This is a genomic window from Microbacterium sp. WCS2018Hpa-23, assembly GCF_031843845.1.
Taxonomy (GTDB): Bacteria; Actinomycetota; Actinomycetes; order Actinomycetales; family Microbacteriaceae; genus Microbacterium.
This window is the reverse complement of record NZ_JAVTIZ010000014.1, coordinates 30,586-48,186: the sequence shown is the minus strand read 5'-3', so window position 1 is coordinate 48,186 and position 17,601 is coordinate 30,586. Positions and strand designations below refer to the sequence as shown.

Below are 17,601 nucleotides of genomic sequence, written 5' to 3'. Positions count from 1 at the left end.
AGAGTTCAGGCGTCGGTGCGGAACCCGGCAGCCTTGTGCGTGCCGTCGCAGAACGGTTTGATCGTCGAAAGCCCGCATCGGCAGAGCGCGACCGTGCGGCGCGAGACCTCGATCGGCTCTCCGTCTGATGACTCCAGCACCGCTGCGCCGCGCACGAGCAGCGGCCCGTCGGGGTAGGCGGTGATGGTGACGGCATCCTCGCGCGCGCTCATCGATCAGCCCTCGAGCGCAGCGACGATTCGCCTCGGGTCCACGAGTCGAGCATGTGGCCCGCCGCCCATCCGTCGACGGTGAGGCAGGCGGAGGCTCCGAACATGATGTCGGGCAGCAGGTCGGGGCGATCCTCGGCCAGCCCGCCCGCGAGGTCGCGCGCCGCGATCTGCTCATGCACGGCATCCGCCTCCACGTGCTCGTCGAAGTAATCGGTGACGTCCTCGCCGAACCCGAGTCGCCGCAGGCCGTCGGCGTACAGGCGATTGGGGATCGACGACGTCATCTCGAATGCCGCGAGGTGGCCGACGATGGCGCCGAGGAGGCGGCGGTTGAGGCCGAACATCGACATCGCGTTGAGCGACGCGAGGGTGATCGCCGGCACATCGTCGACGTAGCCGCCGTAGGTGTCGTCGAGTCCCGCGCCACGCATCGCCCGGGCGAAGATCGTCGCGTGCACCCGCTCGGGCCGCCCTCCGCCGTACTCGTCGGACTGGATCTCGACGAGCGCCGCCTTCGCTCGACCGCTGAGACGGGGGATGGCCCAGGAGTGCGGGTCGGCCTCGCGCAGTGTGTAGATCGAGCGCTGCATGAAGAACTCGTGCATCTGCTCGTCGGTCGCCTTCTTCGCGACGTACCGCGACAGGCTCGGGCCGGTGTCGGCCTCGGCGAGGGCGAACAGGGCGCGCCCCACGGCATCCACGGTCGGCTCCGGGAGCTCTGGCATCGGGACCGTCGCACGCAGAGCCTGCTCGAACGCCTGCTCGAGCAGCCCCCTGGTGGCGATCAGCGCGGCGTCGAACTCGAGGGTCGGATCGAGGTCGGGAAGAGAGCCGTACGACGAGGCGTAGAGCACGAAGAGGGCGAGCTGGATGTCGTCATCGCGCACGACGTCGGCGCTCGCCGCGAGCGCGGACTCAGCCCGAGAGCCGAGATCGTCGACATCACCACCGGTCAGTCGGCGGACGACGGCATCGCTGAGCGGACCGCGCGGCGCGATGCCATGGAGGGCGGAAGGGGTGAGGGCTGGCGCAGACATCGAGAGGCTCCCAAAGATCGGATGCACGCAGTCTCGCCCCGGTCCCGCCCACCCGTGAAGGGTCTTGACGGCGACGCATCGGATGCGGAAGGGCGGATGCCTCAGCATCCGCCCCGGGTCCTGCTGAGGTCAGCCGTGCACCGGGTAGTGGCTGCTGATCGCGATGCGGTTCCAGCTGTTGATCACCACGGCGAGCCACGTCACCGCGGCGATCTGCTTCTCGGTCAGGATGCCGTCGATCTCGACCCCGCGGTCCTGGAGGCGCCCGTGGTCGCCGATCAGGGTCACGTTCTCGGCGATCTGCAGTGCGGCCTTCTCTTCGGGGCTGAAGTACTGCGACTCCCACCAGCCCGCGAGCACCGCGAGCCGGTCGGCCGTCTCGCCCGCCTTGACCGCGTCGGCGCAGTGCATCTTGAGGCAGAAGGCGCAACCGTTCAGCTGCGACGCCCGTATCTTGACCAGTTCGACGAGCAGCGGTGAGAGCCCGGCATCCGTCCCGGCCGCTGCGGCCTTGCCGGCGAACTCCAGCATCGCCTGATACGGGGCTGCGTAGACCTTGCCGATGTTGACGTGCGTCACGTCGTCTCCTTCACTCACGAGGGCGCCGAATGCGCCTCCATGAGTACTGACGCCGCAGCATCCGGATCTGTGACGTCCGCACCGCCGCCTAGGCTGGAACCATGAACAAGAACTCGCTCTGGACCATCGTCGGCGTCGTCCTCGCCGTGGTGATCGCCTGGTGGATCGTGAGCGCGCTGTTCTCGATCCTGTGGTTCATCGCCAAGCTCGCGATCGTGCTCGTCGTCGCGGTCGTGGTGTTCCTCGTGCTGCGCGGGCTCTTCACCTCGAAGGCCGAGTAGCGCCGCTAGCGCCGGTCAGGCGACGGGAGCCTTCGCACCCACTCGATAGCGGGCGGCGCGATGCGTGTCCTGCACGCGGTCGCCCTTGCCCTGCAGCTTGTTGCGCAGCGTGCCCGGCGTGTACTCGTTCGGGTAGACGCCGCGTTCGCGCAGCACCGGGATGACGTGCTCGATCACGTCCTGCCATGTGCCGGGCGTGACCGCGTAGGCGAGGTTGAAACCGTCGATGTCGGTCTCCTCGACCCACGACTGCAGCTCGTCGGCGATCTCGACGCCCGAGCCCACGATGGTGGGGCCCAGGCCTCCGATCGCGTTGTGGCGGCCGAAGTCGCCGACGGTCCACTCGCGTCCGAGGTCGGCCTCTTCCTTCAGGTGCTGCAGCACCGACTGGATGGCGTTCGACTCGACGTTTCCGACGGGCTCGTCCTCCGCATACTGAGAGAGGTCGACGCCCATCCAGCCGGACATGAAGGTCAGCGCACCCTCGGGGCTCGCGTACGACAGGTACTCGGCGTGCTTCGCCGCGGCATCCGCACTGGTCGCCCCTGTGATCACGGTGAGCAGCGTGTAGATCTTGGCGTCGTAACGGTCGCGACCGGCATCCTCGAGCGCGTCGCGAATGCGCTTGACCGTGCCGGCGAGCACCTCCTTCGAGGGTGCGGCGACGAAGATCGCCTCGGCGTTCTCCGACGCGAAGCGCACGCCGCGGGGGCTGGCTCCCGCCTGGTAGATGACCGGGGTGCGCTGCGGCGACGGTTCGGAGATGTGGATGCCGGGAACGCTGAAGTGCTTTCCCTCGTGGCCGATCGGGTGCACCTTCGACGGATCGGTGAAGATGCCGCGCTCGCGGTCCTCGACGACGGCATCGTCTTCCCACGAGCCCTCCCACAGCTTGTAGAGCACCTCGACGTACTCGTCGGCGTGGTCGTAGCGGTCGTCGTGCGCGAGTTGGTCGTGCTGGCCCATGTTGCGTGCGGCGCTCGGCAGGTACCCGGTCACGACGTTCCAGCCGACGCGTCCGTTGGTCAAGTGGTCGAGAGTGCTGAGGCGACGCGCGAACGGGTACGGGTGCTCGAAGGCGGTGCCGGCCGTGATGCCGAATCCGAGGTGCTCGGTGACCGCGGCCATGGCGCTCACGAGCAGGATCGGATCGTTGACCGGAACCTGGGCGCCGTTGCGGATCGCCGCCTCGTTCGTGCCGCCGTAGACGTCGTAGGTTCCCAGGACGTCGGCGATGAAGATGCCGTCGAAGGTCGCGCTCTCGAGCAGCTTCGCGAGGTCGGTCCAGTACGAGATGGTGTTGTACTGACGCGAACGGTCGTCTGGATGCCGCCACAGACCTGACGACTGGTGGGCGACGCAGTTCATGTCGAAGGCGTTGAAGCGGATCTGACGGCTCATGCGGACAAGCAAACCCGCTGAGGTGCCCCGTGTCAGCCCTCCGCGACATGCGCCGTCACATTCGTCGGTGGCGTCCCCTCGGCGTTCGAATCGCGCAACTGTCCCGATATGCAGCGGAGATCGGGTCATTCACGCGATTCGAACCCGACCGGGTCAGTCCCGGTCGCCGTCGACGGTCTTCATCGTCGAGGTGATCGGGCGAGGGTCGGGCATGATCGTCTCGACCTGGGGTTTCGCATTCGCCTGGGCGCGGCACCAGACGACGAAGCCGACCGCGGTGAAGACGCCGTAGAACACGTACATGAATCCGGTGGCGTAGAAGCCCGAGCTGAACAGCAGCGGCACACCCACGACGTCGACGGCGATCCAGATGAGCCAGAACTCCGTCCAGCCCTTGGCCATGCCGTAGGTGGCGAGCAGCGAGCCGACGAAGGTCCACGCGTCCGCCCAGACGGGCTCCCACGAGCCGAGCGCGCGGAAGAGGGGAGTGAGGGCGATCGTGCCGATCACCATCACGAGCACCAGGCCGATGCGCGCGCTGTTGGGCGCCCATCGCGGGGTCACACGGCCGCCGTCGGCCGCAGCCTGGCGCCAGCGCACCCAGCCGTAGATCGCGACGATGATGAACATGACCTGACGGCCGGCCTGGCCGAGCAGGTGAGGCAGCTCGTGGTCGGGGTTCAGGATCGACCCGAGGAACACGGTGAGCAGCAGCAGGTTGCCGACGATGCCGACCGGCCACGCCCAGATCTTGCGCTGCATGCCGCCCAGGGCGCTCGCCAGGCCGAACACGTTGCCGACCACCTCGCGGATGAGCAGCACCTGTCCGCCCGGAAGCACCCACTGCGAGTTGAAGGCGTCGGCCAGCCAGAGCAGGGCATTCACGCGAGTTCGTCCGGGAAGGGACGCTCGTCGAGCACGAGCTGCAGGAACGTGAGGTCGAGCCAGCGGTCGAACTTGGCGCCGACCTGCGGCATGCGTCCGACCTGCATGAAGTCGAGGCGCTTGTGCATGATGATCGAGCCCGTGTTGCTGCTCTCGATCGCGGCGACCATGACGTGCTTGCCGAGCGTGCGGGCGCGCTGGATGAGCTCGATCATGAGCGCCTTGCCGATGCCGCGCCCGCGCTGGCCCTCGCGCACGTAGACCGAGTGCTCGACCGTGTGGCGGTAGCCGCTGTGCGGACGCCAGTCGCCGAAGGTCGCGTAGCCGAGCACGCCGGTGTCGTCGACCGCGACGAGCACCGGGTAGCCGCGTTCTTTGCGCTCCGCGAGCCAGGCGGCGCGGTCATCGACCGTCACAGCCTCTTCGTTCCAGATGGCGGTGGTGGTCAGCACCGCGTCGTTGTAGATGGCCGTGATCGCCTCGACGTCGGCGGTCTCGGCATCCCGGATCTGGTGGTCGCTCATCGGGTCTCCTGCATCTGCGCTCGGGTGCGCACTGGACGACGGTAGCAGGATGCCGGGGCTGGGGATGCGGGAGACTGGCGTCATGTCTCTCGCTGAAACCGTCCGCGACCGCATCGTCCGCGCGATCGACGAGGAGCAGCTGGGCGCCTACGGACTTCATGTACTCGTCGGTCATGAGTCAGCCCAGCATCGATGGCGCAGCGATGATCGGGTGAACCTGTATTCGGTGTCGAAGGGAGTGAGCGCGCTCGCCGCGGGGATCGCCGTCGACGAAGGCATCCTGTCTCTCGATACTCGCGCGGTCGATGTGCTGGACGTGCCCGAGCCCGGTGCGGGCACCGAAGCGGTGACCCTCGAACATCTCCTCACGATGACGAGCGGAATCGACTTCGAGTGGTTCGGAGACCAGGAGGTGCCCTGGCCCGACCTCGCCCATGAGATGCTCGCGCGCCCGAGCCGAGGCCCGGGCGAGCACTTCCAGTACTCGGATGCCAGCACGTACGTCGCCATGCGGATGCTGGGCGCTGTCGTCGGCGATGTGCGGGACTGGCTGATGCCCCGTCTGTTCCAGCCTCTCGGCATCCATAACCCGCAGTGGTCGAGGTGTCCGCTCGGATGGATCGTGGGTGGGAGCGGACTCGAACTGCGCACGGAGGAACTGGCCCGGATCGGACGGGTGCTCCGTGATGGTGGCCGCTTCGGTGAACAGCGGATAGTGGCGCAGAGCTGGATCGATCGGATGCATTCCGACTGGGTCGTCACGGGAGCGGACGGTCTGTACTCGTCGTACGGACTCGCTGCCTGGCGGGGGCCGGGCAACGGATGGCGTCTGGACGGGCGGTACGGGCAGTACGTCTTCGTCGATGACGCTGCCGACGCGGTCATCACGATCACGGCGCATGAGGAGAAGAGCGATCAGCGGCTCGTCCAGATCGCCGCGGATGCTGTCGCCGAGGTGGCATCAGCACCACCCTCCGCGGCGATCTGACGGGGACTCGGAGCGCCTCAGCGGGGTTGCCAGTGCGTGAGCTTGGCAGGGTTGAGGACGATCCACAGCCGAGTGATCACGCCCGCGTCGACCTGCAGATTCATGACCGAGTGCACTCTGTCGCCGCTGCGGAACACGAGGCCGAGGCCGTCGCCGAACTGCTGCTCCTCCACGGCCAGATGGGGGTTCTTGGTCGCGATGCCGAGAAGGAAGCGTGCGACGTGGTCGGCGCCGCTCACCACGTTGCGTGCCGCGCTGACCACGCCTCCTCCGTCGCTGTGCAGCTCGACGTCGGGGGCGAGGAACCGCGCGAGCGCGACGACGTCACCGGTTCGCGCGGCGACCTGAAAAGCGCGGACGACTCGGTCGTGCTCTTCGCGAGGAACGGCGATCGCCCGGCTCTCGCGCACATGACGACGAGCGGAGGCCGCGAGCTGGCGCACCGCGGCGGAGGAGCGGCCCACGGCCTCGGCGATCTCGTCGAACGGCACAGCGAAGACGTCGTGCAGCACGAAGGCGACGCGCTCGGCGGGTGTCATCGCCTCGAGCACGACGAGCAGTGCAGTCGAGACGTCATCGTCGAGGGTGATCCGATCGAGGGGATCCTCGGACGCCGATGCCGTGCGCGATCCGATCACCCCCGCGAAGACATCGGCCGGAACGGGCTCGGGCAGCCAGGGTCCGACGTACTGCTCGCGCCTGTGCCGCGCGGAACCCAGAAGGTCGAGGGCGATGCGGCCGGCGACGGTCGTCAGCCAGCCGGCGGGGTTCGCGATGGCCTCGCGCTCGGCCTCGGTGAGCCGGTACCAGCGCAGGTACGTCTCCTGCACGACATCCTCGGCATCCGCCAGCGTGCCGGTCATCCGATAGCCGAGCGCCAGCAGACGGCGACGCTCGCGGAAGACGTCGTCGAGGTCGTCGTCCATGGTGTCTCCTCCGGGTGGTGCGATCGCGAGGTCGGGCACGAGGTGTTTGTGCTGGTGGTGGGCTCATGGTGTTGTGCCTTCGCAGGATATGACGACGCAGGGCTGCGAGGTGTGAGGCCTCACGTTCCCGGGCGCTGTCTCGTCATCTCTTTAGACGGTGCGCGGTGGGCGCACGCGGGGTGCGCATGCGCGCCGCCGGAGTGGAGAGGGAGTCGGATGAGGATCGCAGTCGCAGGAGGAACGGGAGTGGTGGGTCGGTATGCCGTCGAGGCGGCGCGGGGTGCGGGCCACGATGTCGTCGTGCTCTCGCGTTCGGCCGGTGCTGACGTGATCACGGGTGTCGGCCTCGTCGACGCGCTGCGGGGCGCGGATGCCCTGATCGACGTCACCAACACGACGACCCTGTCGGCGGCGAAGGCGATCCGGTTCTTCGAGACGGCGACCCGCAACCTGCTCGCGGCAGAGGAGGCCGTAGGCGTCGGGCATCATGTCGCGCTGTCGATCGTGGGGATCGACGGGATCGACGCCTCGTACTACGCGGGCAAGTTGGCGCAGGAGCGTGCGGTGTCCGTGGGGGCCGTGCCGTTCACGGTCGCTCGGGCCGCGCAGTTCCATGAGTTCGCGGGACAGCTGCTCTCGGGGATGTCCGGACCTGTGGCGGTCATGCCGAAGGTGCTCATGCGGCCGGTGGCGGCGCGCGAGGTCGGTGCTCACCTGGTGCGGGTCGCCTCTGGTGCGGCAGTGGGGCGCGCTCGCGATCTCGTCGGGCCGCGGGATGAGGTTCTGGTCGATCTCGCCCGACGCCAGTTGGCGTTCGACGGGGTGCGGCGGCGGGTGCTGGGGGTGCGGCTGCCCGGCGTGTACGGCAAGGGGCTCGCCTCGGGTTCGCTCCGCGGCGGGGCCGATGCCCTGCAGGGTGAGATCACGTTCGACACGTGGTTGGGCAGTGGAGATCACGTGCCCAGGGTGTGAGCCGCGCCTTCGATCGCATGTCGGCATACCGACCATGATTCGAACATATCTTCTAAACTGTAGATATGTCGAATCCCCGCCTGGCGCCGCTGCTCGAGGCCATCGAGCGCCTCGGCGATGCCTGGGCGAATGCGGAGAGGGGCATCGACCTGTCTCGGGCCGAACTGCTCGGTGCGCATCGTGCGGTCAGCGAAGTGCAGCGGTGTCTCGACGGACTCCACGCCGAACTCGCCGCCGCGATCGCTCACGAGTCCCGACCGGAACTCGGTCCTGAGGGGCTGGCGAAACAGCAGGGATACCGGAGCGCGGCGGCGATGATCGCCGCGACGACCGGCGGTTCGCCGGGGGACGCGAAACGCCTCATCACCGTCGGTCAGGCGGCAGCGCCGCGCACCAACCTGCTGGGCGAGGTGCTGCCGGCGAAGTATCCCGCGCTTGCAACAGCGCTCGCCGCGGGGGAGATCTCCGTGGCCGCCGCCGCGATCATCGTCGCGCTGCTCGAACGCGTCCGCCTCAAGGTCGGTTCGGCGCGCGTCGAAGAGGCCGAGCGGCTGCTCGTCGAGCGCGCCGCCGGGATGACGCTCGACGACGTGCGCACTCTCGTCGCCCGCACCGAGGCCTGGCTCGACCCCGACGGTGTGGCCCCGAAAGAGCGCGAGGCTCGTGATCGTCGTTCCCTGACGATGTTCGAGCGTGATGGGTCCTTCCACCTGAACCTGCAGACCGACATCGCTGCGAGCGCCCCGATCAAGGCGGCGATCCATGCCTTCGTGTCGGCGACCTTCCAGGCGCGGATCACGGCACCCGACCCGGGTGCGCAAGACGCCGACCATCGCACGGTCGCGATGATCCAGGCCGATGCGCTGACCGCCATCTGCGAGCACGCGATCGCCTGCGACAACGGCGGGATGCCCGCCACCGGCGCGACCGTGATCGTGCGTGTGAACCTCGACGACCTCACCGCAGGGCTCGGCGCCGCGACCGTCGATGGCAGCGACCAGCCCGTGAGCGTCGCCACCTGCCGTCGGATGGCTGCGGGAGGCGGGATCATCCCGGTGGTGTTCGGGTCTCAGGGAGAGATCCTCGACTGGGGTCGCGAGAAACGACTGTTCACACGGGCGCAGCGCTTGGCTCTCGTCGAGAGGGATGGCGGGTGCGCGATGTGCAGCCTCCCGCCACAGATGACCAAGGCGCATCACATCAGGTGGTGGCAACGCGACACGGGGTCGACCGACCTGAACAACGGAGTGCTGTTGTGCGAGTCCTGTCACCACCGCATCCATGACAACGGGTGGGACATCCGAATCACAGGGGTCGGTCTCGCCGCACGGGTCTGGCTCATCCCACCGCCGCACGTGGATCCCGCGAGGACCCCTCGCCTCGGCGGGAGGGCCCGCTATGACATCGCGGCCTGAGGACCCGGTATCGGTGCCGGTATCGGTGCCGGTGCCGGCGTCGGTACCGGTGTCAGACGTGCACGTCGGCGGGCGATTCCTCGCCCTCGTGGAAGTTCGGCGTCTTGCCGATGAGGCGGCCGATGCCCAGGATGATCCCGACGATGATCAGTCCGGCGACCAGTCCGGCGATGGCCGAGAACAGGGTGTCGCCGATCCAGACGATGACGCCACCGGCCGGTTCGAGGAAGTGCTCGATGCCGTGCAGGATGTCGGCCCCGAAGTGCACACCCACCTCACCGAGGTTCACGAGCAGCAGATGGCCACCGACCCACAGCATCGCGACGGTGCCGAGGATGCTGATGAAGCGGAACACCGCCGGCATCGAGCGCACGATCCGTGTTCCGGTGTGACGCACGCGCTTCGACGGGTTCTTCGCCATCTTCAGACCGATGTCGTCGATCTTCACGAGCAGGGCCACGGCGCCATAGACGACGCCGGTCATGAGCAGTGCGATCACAGCGAGGATGGCAAGTGTGGTCCAGATGTCGAGGCCGGCCTCGAGGTTCGCGAGCGAGATCAGCATGATCTCGGTCGAGAGGATCAGGTCGGTGCGCACCGCTCCCCATACGAGCTTGTTCTCGTTGCGGGCGCTCTCATCGGCGTGGCCGTGCTGCACACCGAACCACTCGAGCACCTTCTCGGCGCCCTCGAAGCACAGGTACGCGCCTCCGAGGATGAGGAGGTACGGCAGCACCCACGGCGCGAAGGCGGTGAGCAGCAGCGCGATCGGGATGATGATGACGAACTTGTTCGCCAGAGAGCCGAGGGCGATCTTCGCGACGACCGGCAGCTCACGGGCAGGGGTGATGCCCTGTACGTACTGCGGGGTCACGGCCGCGTCGTCGATCACGACGCCCGCCGCTTTGGCAGACGCCTTCATCGCCGCGCTGAGAATGTCATCGACGACGGCGAGCAGTCCAACCGACATGTGCGTCTCCCTGTGGTGTGTGTGGCTGAGCAACTCTATCGACTGCGAGCAAACTCACAGCGCGCTCACAGTCCCGCGGGACCAAATCCGGGGCGCCGCTGGTTCTTCTCTATGACGCTGCAGCCAGCCGCGTCGGACAAGGAGACAGACCATGTCGAACGAGTACAGCAAGACCCCCGAGGCCGTCAGCGACCTCACGCACCTGCAGTACGAGGTCACGCAGGAGGACGCCACCGAGCCTCCCTTCCGCAACGCGTACTGGAACACCCACGACGACGGCATCTACGTCGACGTCGTCTCAGGGCAGCCGTTGTTCGCATCGACCGACAAGTTCGACAGCGGCACCGGATGGCCGAGCTTCACCAAGCCCATCGAGGCCGATGCCGTGACCACCCGCACCGACCGCACGCTCTGGATGAAGCGCACCGAGGCGCGATCCAGTGGTGCCGACAGCCACCTCGGTCACGTCTTCGACGACGGACCCCGAGACGCCGGAGGGCTGCGCTACTGCATGAACTCCGCGGCCCTGCGCTTCATCCCGGCTGACAGCCTGGAAGATGAGGGGTACGGTCGCTACCGTCACCTCTTCCCCACCACCCCCACCTCTGAGGAGCAGTCATGACCGACACCGGAACCATCACCCGCACCCCGGGAGCCGAGACCGCCGTGCTCGCCGGCGGCTGCTTCTGGGGCATGGAAGACCTCATCCGCCGCCAGCCCGGCGTGCTCGACACCCGGGTCGGCTACACCGGCGGCAGCAACGACCATGCGACGTACCGCAACCACCCCGGTCACGCCGAGGCCGTGGAGATCGTCTTCGATCCCACGAAGACGACGTACCGCGACATCCTGGCGTTCTTCTTCCAGATCCACGACCCGTCGACCAAGGACCGCCAGGGCAATGACATCGGCTCGAGCTACCGCTCGGCGATCTTCCCGCTCACACCCGAGCAGGAGAGCGTCGCGCGCGACACGATCGCCGACGTCGACGCCTCAGGCCTGTGGCCGGCCAAGGCCGTGACCACGATCGAGCCCGCGGGCCCCTTCTGGCAGGCCGAGGAAGAGCACCAGGACTACCTGATCAAGTACCCCAACGGCTACACCTGCCACTTCCCGCGTGCGGGATGGGTGCTGCCGAAGCGCGAGGAGAACGCGGCGGTCTGACGTAGGTCAGCTCGCCGGGGCTCTGGCCTCGGCGAGGAAAGCCAATGCCGCTTCCTTGAAGGCGCGGGATCCCGGAGCGTTGAAGTGATTGCGATCCGGGATCTCGAAGAACCGTCCCTGAGGGGCGGCTGAGGCGAGAGCGCGGGATCCCTCGATGATCGCATCCTTCGACCCGGTCGCGAACAGGATCGGGCTCGCGGGGGCATTCGTCGGATCCGGATCGATCGTCCGTGACGACCGCATCCCCTCGGCCAGCGCCACGAGGGCACCGAGATCGTTGCCCGGCACGCGCTCGGTCAGCGTGATGTAGTTCTGCGTCGTCGGGTCCGATACAGGTGTGCCGTCTGCCAGGTACGCGCGCACCTGATCGAGATCGAGACGGGCGAGCGGGATGCCGTCCGGCACGCCGCCCAGCACAGCACGGCCGATGCGATGGGGCAGATCGCGCACGACCTCCCAGCCGACTCGCGCGCCGAGCGAGTATCCGACGTAGACGGCCTCGTCGACGAGGTATGTGTCCATGACCGTCTCGACATCGGTCGCCAGGGTTCGGATGCCGTAGGCGTCGGCCTGATGCGGCTTCTCGCTGTGGCCGTGGCCGCGCTGGTCGAGGGCCAGCACCCGGTACCCGGCCTTGGTGAGCTCGCGCACCCACCCCGTGAGTACCCAGGTGTCGCGGGCGCTCGACGCGAATCCATGCACGATCACCACCACAGGAGAGTCGAGCTCGCCCCAGGTGTACGTCGCGAGGCGAGTGCCGTCAGCGGCGTGCACCTGCTGGGGTTCGGGCATGTTGGTCAGGTCGGAGAGAGGAACAGCCACGGTATCCATTGTCCTCCTCTGATGAAGCCCGGATACGCCGAGACCCACCGGCCCCGAGGGGACGATGGGTCTCGGTCGTCAGCGGATGCGACTCAGAAGCGAGCGCGCAGAGCGTCACCCAGCGAGGCGTCCACGTTCGTCCAGTACTGGAAGAACCGCTCGCGGATCGCGTCGATCGTGATGCCCTGACCCTGGCCGGTCAGCGTCTCGAGGAAGCGCGCGCGCTGCTCGTCGTCGAAGACCGTGCGGTACAGGGTTCCCGCCTGACCGAAGTCGTCGTCGTCGAGGTGCAGGGTCGCGGCGGCGCGGATCAGCTCGCCATCCGACTCCCAGCTCGCCTCGACACCCGCGGCGGGGTCGGCCGCCGGGCCACCGGCAGGACCGTACGAGTTCGGCGTGTAGACGCGGTGCTCGGCCGGGTTGAACTTGTACTGCATCTGGCCCTCGTGCATGTAGTTGCGCACCTCGGCCGCGTGCGGCTGGTTGACCGGCAGCTGGTTGTAGTTCGCACCGATGCGGTAGCGCTGAGCATCCGAGTAGGCGAACACGCGAGCCATGAGCATCTTGTCGGGCGAGATGCCGGTGCCGGGCACCTGGTTACCGGGCGAGAAGGCGGCCTGCTCGATCTCGGCGAAGAAGTTCTGCGGGTTGCGGTCGAGCGTGAACGTGCCGACCTTGATGCGCGGGTAGTCCTTCTTCGACCAGGTCTTCGTCAGGTCGAACGGGTTGAAGCGGTAGGTCTTGCCCTCTTCGTAGGGCATGACCTGCACGTAGACATCCCACGAGGGGGCGTCGCCGCTCGCGATCGCGTCGAACAGGTCGCGACGGTAGTAGTCGGCATCCGACCCTGCGAGCTTCTCGGCCTCTTCGGCACTCATCGCCTCGACGCCCTGCTTCGACAGGAAGTGGTACTGCACCCAGAAGCGCTCGCCGGCGGCGTTGACCCACTGGTAGGTGTGCGATCCGTAGCCGTTCATGTGGCGCCAGCTGCGCGGCAGGCCGCGGTCGCCCATGAGGTACGTGACCTGGTGTGCGGACTCGGGGGAGAGGGTCCAGAAGTCCCACTGCATGTCGGCGTCGCGCAGACCCGAGTCGCCGAGGCGCTTCTGCGAGTGGATGAAGTCGGGGAACTTCATGGCGTCGCGCAGGAAGAAGGTCGGCGTGTTGTTGCCGACGATGTCGAGGTTGCCCTCGGGCGTGTAGAAACGCAGCGCGAAGCCGCGCACGTCGCGCCAGGTGTCGGGCGAACCCTGCTCGCCGGCGACCGACGAGAAGCGCAGCAGAGTCTCGCTCTGCGCGCCCGGCTGGAAGGCCGCGGCACGTGTGTAGGCCGACACGTCTTCGGTGACGGTGAAGGTTCCGAAGGCTCCGCCGCCCTTGGCGTGGGGGTTGCGCTCCGGCACGCGCTCTCGGTTGAACGACGCGAGCTTCTCGACGAGGTAGCGGTCGTGCAGAACGGTGGGGCCGTCTGCTCCGACGGTGAGCGAGTGGGCGTCGCTCGCGACGGGGGTGCCCGTCTGGGTGGTGGTGGCGGGCGTGGTCGATGGATCGGTCATCTTCTTCTCCTTCTGCGCACAGGCACGACGATCATCCCGGGTGCCCGGGAGCGGCGTCGGATGCTACTGCGCGGCGTTCTGGCAACTGGGGCACAGGCCCCAGAAGGTCACTTCGGCTGTCTGGACGGTGAATCCCCCCGCCGAAGACGGGGTGAGGCACGGCGCTTCGCCGACGACGCAGTCCACATCGCCGACCGCACCGCACTGGGTGCAGACGATGTGGTGATGGTTGTCGTCGATGCGCCGTTCGTAGAGCGCCGCGGAGCCTGCCGGTTCGATCCGGCGGATGAGGCCCGCCGTCGTCAGGTCCGCGAGGATGTTGTGCACCGACTGGATCGACGTCGTCGGGAGCACGGCGGAGACGGCGCGGAAGACCCGCTCCGCATCCGTGTGGGCCATGGATTCCAGTGCCTCGAGCACGGCGACGCGGCCCGCGGTCGCACGCAGACCGGCACCGCGAAGTGCCGAGTCGAGTTCTGTCTCCATAGGCCTGACTCTACCGTCAGTTTTTAGTTATTCAAAAGACCGGCGTGTCGGTATCGACGGTTGCGCGGTCCGTGCAGATGCGTAGCGTGGACGGATGGGTATGAGACGAACGGCGACGATCGGACTGATCCTGGTGGCGGGCATGGCGCTCGCCGGATGCACGGGGGAGCTCTCGGGCTCACCGACCGGATCGCCCTCCCCGCCGGCTTCGACGCCTGCGCCCACCGCCGGCACGCACGGGGCCGAGGCCGACGAGGCGCTGCTCCCGATGCCCGTCGACGAGATCAGGGACTGGGCCGAAACGGCGGTGCCGAGCGCCGGCACCGACGGATCCAGCCCGATTCTCTCCGGATGGCTGAGCGAGCACACGTCGGCTCATCACACGACGGACCTGAAATCTCAGGAGGCGGGTGCCTATCAGGCGCAGCTCGCCTGCCGAGGCGACGGCATCCTCACCCTCGCGGCCGGCGAGCTCGATGAGGAGCCCTCCGCCGAGCCGATCGTCTGCGAGAACGAAACGATCGCGTTCGACATCACCACAGCCGCCACCGGGATGCGGATCGTGATGGACCTCGAGGGCGCTCCGACGATCTACGCCCTGTCGCTGCAGCGGATGGGCTGAGCCGCGATCCGCGGGTGTCAGGACTCCGAGGGCGCGAGAGGCAGCTCGAGTCCGTAGTTCCACGACAGGATCGCCGGCTGCTCACGGTAGAAGCTCAGTACGGAGACCGATCCGGCGTTCAGGGTGATCTGCGCTCCGAAGCGCGGAGCCAGCCGCAGATAGACGGCGGTCAGGATGCGCAGGAAGTGGCCGTGCGCGACGAGTGCCACATCTCCGTCGACCAGGGCGGGAAGGACGCGGGTGAGAACCCGCGATGCGCGGGCGGCCACCTCTTCGACGGTCTCTCCCGGCGTCTCGCCCCGGATCACACCATGGGTGAAGGCGCTCCAGTTGTAGCCGAGCTCCTCGCGGATGTCCTTCGTCGTGCGGCCCTCGTATCCGCCGTAGTCCCATTCGACGAGCAGCGGGTCGACCTCCGCGTGCAGGCCGGCGAGCTCGGCCGTGCGGCGGGCGCGCTCGAGCGGCGAGGTCAGGACGAGCGAGAAGTCGTAGTCCGCGACCAGTTCCCCGGCACCGCGAGCGAGATCCTCACCCCGGGCGGTGAGCGGGACGTCGGTGAGACCCGTATGCAGGCCCGCCTTCGACCATTCCGTCTCCCCATGGCGCAGAAGCACGAGCTTTCCCGAGGGGTTATCGGGCGCGGGTCGGTCGGGCAGCTGGTCGTACAGGGGGAGCGCAGGCACACCGCAACCGTAGTCCGACGTCGCGGGCCGGGTCATCGGGTGATCGTGAATCCTCCGCCCCGAACCCGCACCTTCCCGCCGCCCACGGCCTGGCCGCGCTGCGATCCGTCTGCCTCGTAGGCCCGTCCGGAGCCTGGTGCGAGCGCAGCGACCCGCTGATCCCGGCGGGTCCCGTTCGCATAGAGCACCGCCGCGCCGGAGGTCGTCGAGTACACCGCGTTCGCGACGGCCGGCTGGATCACCAGGGCATCGAGGCGCAGGTCGCCGGTGCTCGTGCAGCGCACGGTCACCGCCTCGGCGGGCAGATCGCCACCGAGAAGCTGGGGAACCAGCATCCCGGTGGCCTCCGTCAGCCCACGATCGCCGGCTCCTCCGGCGGGCGTGCGCGTGCTCCACACGCGCCGGCGCCCACGGAACACCTCCCACACCGCGTCTCGGGCATCCGCAGCCTGCCTCCAGATGAGCCCGTGCAGGATGCCGCCGGCCTCGGTCACGTCGAACTCGACGGATTCGCCTGCGGGCACCGTCACGTACGCGCCACCCGAGAGGTTGCCCTCGCCGATCCACGCGCCGCCCTCGGGGCGCACGATCACGCAGCCCGCCGAGAGCCGTGCGTTCTCGGCCTCGAGCACCCGCAGCCCCGAGAACGAGGACAACCCGGTGATCGAGGTCGCGATCCGGGCGATGTCGCGGTTCGCATCGAGCAGCAGCATCGTGAGGAGCCCGTGGATCGTCGACTCCGCACCGGAGTTGCGATTCACTCGCCCGTCGGTCTCGACGCCGTCGAACGTCACGCCGGTGGCGGGATCGTAGACAGGGATGCCGGCGGTGTTGGCCCCGAAGAACCATCCAGCAGCGAGCCCTGCGAGCACGCGCAGCCCCTCGCCTCCGACAGCTGCCGCCTGCACGGCTCCAGCCACGCGACCGTGTGCGCCGTAGGCGATCTGCGCTTCGGCGGGCAACGGCGCCCACGCGTTGTGCGGGCCGCCCGAGGCGAGCACCTGCGGCGTGAATGTGCCGGCATCCGCGACGGCCGCGGCCTTCCAGTCGCGTCGCCTCAGCAGCGCACCGGCTCTGGCCAGCGCCTCGGGTGCAGCAGCACCCCAGGCGTGCCAGAACCCGAGCGACCCGGTCCACGGCAGCACCGCGCCGAACGGCCAGCCCTTCGCGGGATCGGTGGCCATCGCCGCCACCCCTTCGCCATATGTCTGCAGGGCCGCGCGACTCCGTGCGTCTCCGGCCTCGGTCGCGGCGGCGAGTCCGAGCATCGCCTCGGCCGTGGCATCCGCTCCTCCGGCGATCAGCCAGGCGGGCAGATCCTTGCCGTCGCTGCGCACCCACTGCCCGGCGCGCGACAGCGATTCGCGACCGAGCGCATCGAGGGCGAGATGCAGCCGCTCGAGCAGGAAGGCCGCGAACGCAGGATCCTCCCGACGGAACGCGGCGTATCCCTCTCCGAAAGCCCACACCGTGCGGGCGAGCCAGTATGACTCGGCGGAGTCCGAGGGGTCGGGCAGCTCGACGGGGATCGCGCTGGGGTTCAGCGTGCCGTCCTCCTGCTGCCACAGCACGACTCGACCGGCGTTGTCGCCGCTCGTCGTCTGCAGGAACGCGAGCGACCGCAGCACGTCGCGCGCCTCGTCCCGACTCTGCGGATCGCCGGTCGCCGTCCAGTCCCGCAGGAACACGATGGCCGCGCGGGCGATGTCGTCCGCGTTGTACGCGCCCTGCGTCCAGTATCCGGTCACGGCGTCGCGCGTCCCTCCGCCGACAGGGCGGTAACCGCCGGCGCCGTCGGTGTCGGCATACGTCCACGGCGCGAGCACGCGCGGTGACGCGTCGATGCCGAACGTGGTGTGCGTCGCGCTCGCGACCACCGGCACCTCGGCGAGCAGGAACCGCAGGTGCGCGAGGTTCGTGAGCCGCGCACCACGCGCGGCATCCAGCGGCACGGAACCCCAGGAGCGAAGGCCGGCGGATGCCGAGGCCTGCGCGGTGTGCGCATCGAGGGGCAGCAGGGCGAGCGCTGAGCCGGCGGCCGCCGCGGTCAGGAACGTGCGTCGGGAGATGGACATGGT

Annotated in this window: 20 protein-coding genes; 7 read left to right on the top strand and 13 right to left on the bottom strand. The window is 68.4% G+C overall.

Translation table 11 applies throughout. The features are described from left to right. Positions 1-5: 5 nt before the first annotated feature. The 3 genes from RQG77_RS18905 to RQG77_RS18895 all read right to left on the bottom strand — a co-directional run bounded on the left by RQG77_RS18905 (position 6) and on the right by RQG77_RS18895 (position 1,828). Entirely contained in the window at positions 6-212 is a 207-nt protein-coding gene (locus RQG77_RS18905) for a CDGSH iron-sulfur domain-containing protein (RefSeq protein ID WP_311246126.1), read from the bottom strand. Next, a complete protein-coding gene (locus RQG77_RS18900) occupies positions 209-1,249 on the bottom strand; it encodes an iron-containing redox enzyme family protein (protein ID WP_311246125.1) in 1,041 nt (346 codons plus the stop codon). The genes RQG77_RS18905 and RQG77_RS18900 overlap by 4 nt, the downstream gene beginning before the upstream one ends. Positions 1,250-1,378: 129 nt before the next feature. After that, positions 1,379-1,828: a carboxymuconolactone decarboxylase family protein gene (locus RQG77_RS18895; RefSeq protein WP_311246124.1), complete on the bottom strand. Its 450-nt coding sequence runs from the start codon at positions 1,826-1,828 to the stop codon at positions 1,379-1,381. A 101-nt stretch (positions 1,829-1,929) separates the two neighbouring features. Between RQG77_RS18895 and RQG77_RS18890 the strand changes: the two genes are divergently transcribed. Further along, the gene (locus RQG77_RS18890; protein WP_311246123.1) at positions 1,930-2,109 is read left to right on the top strand and encodes a hypothetical protein; all 180 of its coding nucleotides are present in this window, start codon (positions 1,930-1,932) and stop codon (positions 2,107-2,109) included. 15 nt (positions 2,110-2,124) lie between these two features. Here RQG77_RS18890 and RQG77_RS18885 read toward each other — a convergent pair whose 3' ends face one another. From RQG77_RS18885 to RQG77_RS18875, 3 genes are all read right to left on the bottom strand, one after another. Continuing rightward, positions 2,125-3,510 carry an LLM class flavin-dependent oxidoreductase gene (locus RQG77_RS18885; RefSeq protein WP_311246122.1) on the bottom strand — a complete coding sequence of 462 codons (1,386 nt, stop codon included), beginning with the start codon at positions 3,508-3,510 and terminating at the stop codon, positions 2,125-2,127. Positions 3,511-3,663: 153 nt separating this feature from the next. Further along, positions 3,664-4,395, bottom strand: a complete 732-nt coding sequence (pnuC, locus tag RQG77_RS18880; RefSeq protein ID WP_311246121.1) for a nicotinamide riboside transporter PnuC — start codon at positions 4,393-4,395, stop codon at positions 3,664-3,666. Further along, positions 4,392-4,919, bottom strand: coding sequence for an N-acetyltransferase family protein (locus RQG77_RS18875; protein ID WP_311246120.1), 528 nt, complete (start codon positions 4,917-4,919; stop codon positions 4,392-4,394). The genes pnuC and RQG77_RS18875 overlap by 4 nt, the downstream gene beginning before the upstream one ends. A gap of 82 nt (positions 4,920-5,001) precedes the next feature. On the opposite strand from RQG77_RS18875, the gene RQG77_RS18870 reads away from it, so the two are divergent. Beyond that, positions 5,002-5,907 carry a serine hydrolase domain-containing protein gene (locus RQG77_RS18870; protein WP_311246119.1) on the top strand — a complete coding sequence of 302 codons (906 nt, stop codon included), beginning with the start codon at positions 5,002-5,004 and terminating at the stop codon, positions 5,905-5,907. A gap of 17 nt (positions 5,908-5,924) precedes the next feature. Here the strand turns inward: RQG77_RS18870 and sigJ are convergent, their stop codons facing one another. Next, the gene (gene sigJ / locus RQG77_RS18865) at positions 5,925-6,833 is read right to left on the bottom strand and encodes an RNA polymerase sigma factor SigJ (RefSeq protein WP_311246118.1); all 909 of its coding nucleotides are present in this window, start codon (positions 6,831-6,833) and stop codon (positions 5,925-5,927) included. A 216-nt stretch (positions 6,834-7,049) separates the two neighbouring features. Between sigJ and RQG77_RS18860 the strand changes: the two genes are divergently transcribed. Further along, positions 7,050-7,805, top strand: coding sequence for a 3-beta hydroxysteroid dehydrogenase (locus tag RQG77_RS18860; protein ID WP_311246117.1), 756 nt, complete (start codon positions 7,050-7,052; stop codon positions 7,803-7,805). 65 nt (positions 7,806-7,870) lie between these two features. Further along, the gene (locus RQG77_RS18855) at positions 7,871-9,220 is read left to right on the top strand and encodes a DUF222 domain-containing protein (protein ID WP_311246116.1); all 1,350 of its coding nucleotides are present in this window, start codon (positions 7,871-7,873) and stop codon (positions 9,218-9,220) included. A 52-nt stretch (positions 9,221-9,272) separates the two neighbouring features. On the opposite strand, the gene RQG77_RS18850 is transcribed toward RQG77_RS18855, so the two are convergent. Next, positions 9,273-10,190: a DUF808 domain-containing protein gene (locus RQG77_RS18850; protein WP_311246115.1), complete on the bottom strand. Its 918-nt coding sequence runs from the start codon at positions 10,188-10,190 to the stop codon at positions 9,273-9,275. 151 nt (positions 10,191-10,341) lie between these two features. Here RQG77_RS18850 and msrB point away from each other — a divergent pair, with 151 nt between their 5' ends. Together msrB and msrA are read left to right on the top strand one after the other, a co-directional pair. Next, complete coding sequence (gene msrB / locus RQG77_RS18845) at positions 10,342-10,812, top strand: peptide-methionine (R)-S-oxide reductase MsrB (RefSeq protein ID WP_311246114.1); 471 nt, start codon at positions 10,342-10,344, stop codon at positions 10,810-10,812. After that, complete coding sequence (gene msrA, locus RQG77_RS18840) at positions 10,809-11,354, top strand: peptide-methionine (S)-S-oxide reductase MsrA (RefSeq protein ID WP_311246113.1); 546 nt, start codon at positions 10,809-10,811, stop codon at positions 11,352-11,354. Before msrB ends, msrA begins: the two co-directional genes overlap by 4 nt. Positions 11,355-11,360: 6 nt before the next feature. Here msrA and RQG77_RS18835 read toward each other — a convergent pair whose 3' ends face one another. The 3 genes from RQG77_RS18835 to RQG77_RS18825 form a co-directional block, all read right to left on the bottom strand. Beyond that, on the bottom strand, positions 11,361-12,185 hold the full coding sequence (locus RQG77_RS18835) for an alpha/beta fold hydrolase (RefSeq protein ID WP_396653431.1): 825 nt from the start codon (positions 12,183-12,185) through the stop codon (positions 11,361-11,363). Positions 12,186-12,268: 83 nt separating this feature from the next. Beyond that, positions 12,269-13,732, bottom strand: a complete 1,464-nt coding sequence (locus RQG77_RS18830) for a catalase (protein ID WP_311246111.1) — start codon at positions 13,730-13,732, stop codon at positions 12,269-12,271. 63 nt (positions 13,733-13,795) lie between these two features. Continuing rightward, positions 13,796-14,218: a Fur family transcriptional regulator gene (locus RQG77_RS18825; protein WP_311246110.1), complete on the bottom strand. Its 423-nt coding sequence runs from the start codon at positions 14,216-14,218 to the stop codon at positions 13,796-13,798. A 94-nt stretch (positions 14,219-14,312) separates the two neighbouring features. On the opposite strand from RQG77_RS18825, the gene RQG77_RS18820 reads away from it, so the two are divergent. After that, positions 14,313-14,840 (top strand): hypothetical protein, encoded by a 528-nt coding sequence (locus tag RQG77_RS18820; protein ID WP_311246109.1) that lies wholly within the window; start codon positions 14,313-14,315, stop codon positions 14,838-14,840. Positions 14,841-14,857: 17 nt separating this feature from the next. On the opposite strand, the gene RQG77_RS18815 is transcribed toward RQG77_RS18820, so the two are convergent. Next, complete coding sequence (locus RQG77_RS18815) at positions 14,858-15,559, bottom strand: histidine phosphatase family protein (protein WP_311246108.1); 702 nt, start codon at positions 15,557-15,559, stop codon at positions 14,858-14,860. Further along, entirely contained in the window at positions 15,556-17,598 is a 2,043-nt protein-coding gene (locus RQG77_RS18810; RefSeq protein ID WP_311246107.1) for a hypothetical protein, read from the bottom strand. The genes RQG77_RS18815 and RQG77_RS18810 overlap by 4 nt, the downstream gene beginning before the upstream one ends. Between the last annotated feature and the right edge of the window lie 3 nt (positions 17,599-17,601).